The sequence below is a fragment of the Desulfogranum japonicum DSM 18378 genome, assembly GCF_000429945.1.
GTDB classification, from domain to species: domain Bacteria; phylum Desulfobacterota; class Desulfobulbia; order Desulfobulbales; family Desulfobulbaceae; genus Desulfogranum; species Desulfogranum japonicum.
In genome coordinates, this window is sequence record NZ_AUCV01000123.1 from 1 (window position 1) to 1,391 (window position 1,391).

The following is a 1,391-nucleotide window of genomic DNA, read 5'->3' on the forward strand; positions in this document are numbered from 1 at the left end:
GCTACGGCTCGGTAGCTCATGGGAACCGCCAAGTGCGGACCCGCTTGCTTGGTGGTGTGGGGGCTGGGGGAGAGATTCCCCCGGCTACCCGATTAGCGATTTCTTAGTAATAGCTTTCTTTGCTTGCAGTGATAAGTAATGCAGGGCACGGAATAGATCTTTTGTTATTTTCTAGATATTTCATGGTTTTATTCGTAACCCATTTACAAATATTTTGTTGAATTTCATCTGGCAACTGATCGTATATTTTCCGTGTTTTTTTCGAGCCTTTAAGAATGAATTCTAAAATAGTTTCTGGGCCATTCAGAGGCCAAGAAATATTCAACACCTGAGAATCAATATGTGTAAAACCTTCCTGGGTTAGTAATGGAATATGGATTTTAGGATCTGTCAAAGCAAATATGGAGGGTGATGATGGAGGTGCTGATTTCATTTCTGCATAGGCTTTGAAGGCCCCGAAAATGAGGTTAAAAAAATGGTTACCCTGGTCAGGACGTTGCCAGAGTGTGAATGAGAAAATACCGCCTGGTTTCATTACCCTTGAAACTTCGGACAGAACAACCTCCGGAGCGGAGAAATGTGGGAAGCCGAAACTGCAAATTGCCGCATCAAAGCTTTCATTGTCAAAGGGAAGCTCTTCTGCATTTCCAGCAATGAAATTAGCTAATGGTACATATTCTTGTCCAGCCCTCACCATGTTCGGATCTAAATCAATTCCGGTAACCTGCGCCGCATGCTTTATGGCCAGTTCCGACAAGTACCCAGATCCTGACGCAAGATCCAAAATGTGCATTTGACTCAGATTTCCCAAGCTGTTCAATAGTGGAACTATTGCCTGTTTGGTCGCAGGGGTACTTATGTCGTCATAATCTTTTACAGCTACATGCATGATATTTTTTTCGAGCTTTTCGCTAACTAGTTGAGCTAAGCGGCGGCGATAGAAAGTTTCAACTGGCACCGACTTTAGCGTATTTGTAGATTATTACAGCCGTCCGCTTGAGCGGCCCGTTAGGCGCTCGCTGCGACGTGCCCTTGGTGCATCTGGTTTTGATTTTTAGCTAAATCAGAGGTGGGTGGATTGTTCCATGCCATACGAAGCTGCCTCGTGTTTGTCCGCATGAACTTGTTATGCTTGCTAACACGAGGTAGCTTCGCATTTAGCATATTTATAAACAATCGTCAAACCCCTAATTTTTATAATAAATCTTTACAATTAGCTGCTTTTCAATGACGTACTGTCTATCCGCGCTTAACGTGAAGATAACCGGCCCGCGCGCTGTTTGCGGGTCCGCTGGAATGTTTGGTGTACGCCCGGCATGAGCGTGATCTAATGGGGTGCAAGTCCCCTGTATGTAAACCCTGTTACTGTCGAGATGACAGGAACATAAATA

General features: G+C 44.6%; 1 protein-coding gene. It reads right to left on the reverse strand.

Annotated elements, in window-relative coordinates; genetic code table 11:
- Positions 1–103: 103 nt before the first annotated feature.
- A complete protein-coding gene (locus G493_RS0122690; protein ID WP_153306649.1) occupies positions 104–958 on the reverse strand; it encodes a class I SAM-dependent methyltransferase in 855 nt (284 codons plus the stop codon).
- Positions 959–1,391: the final 433 nt, after the last annotated feature.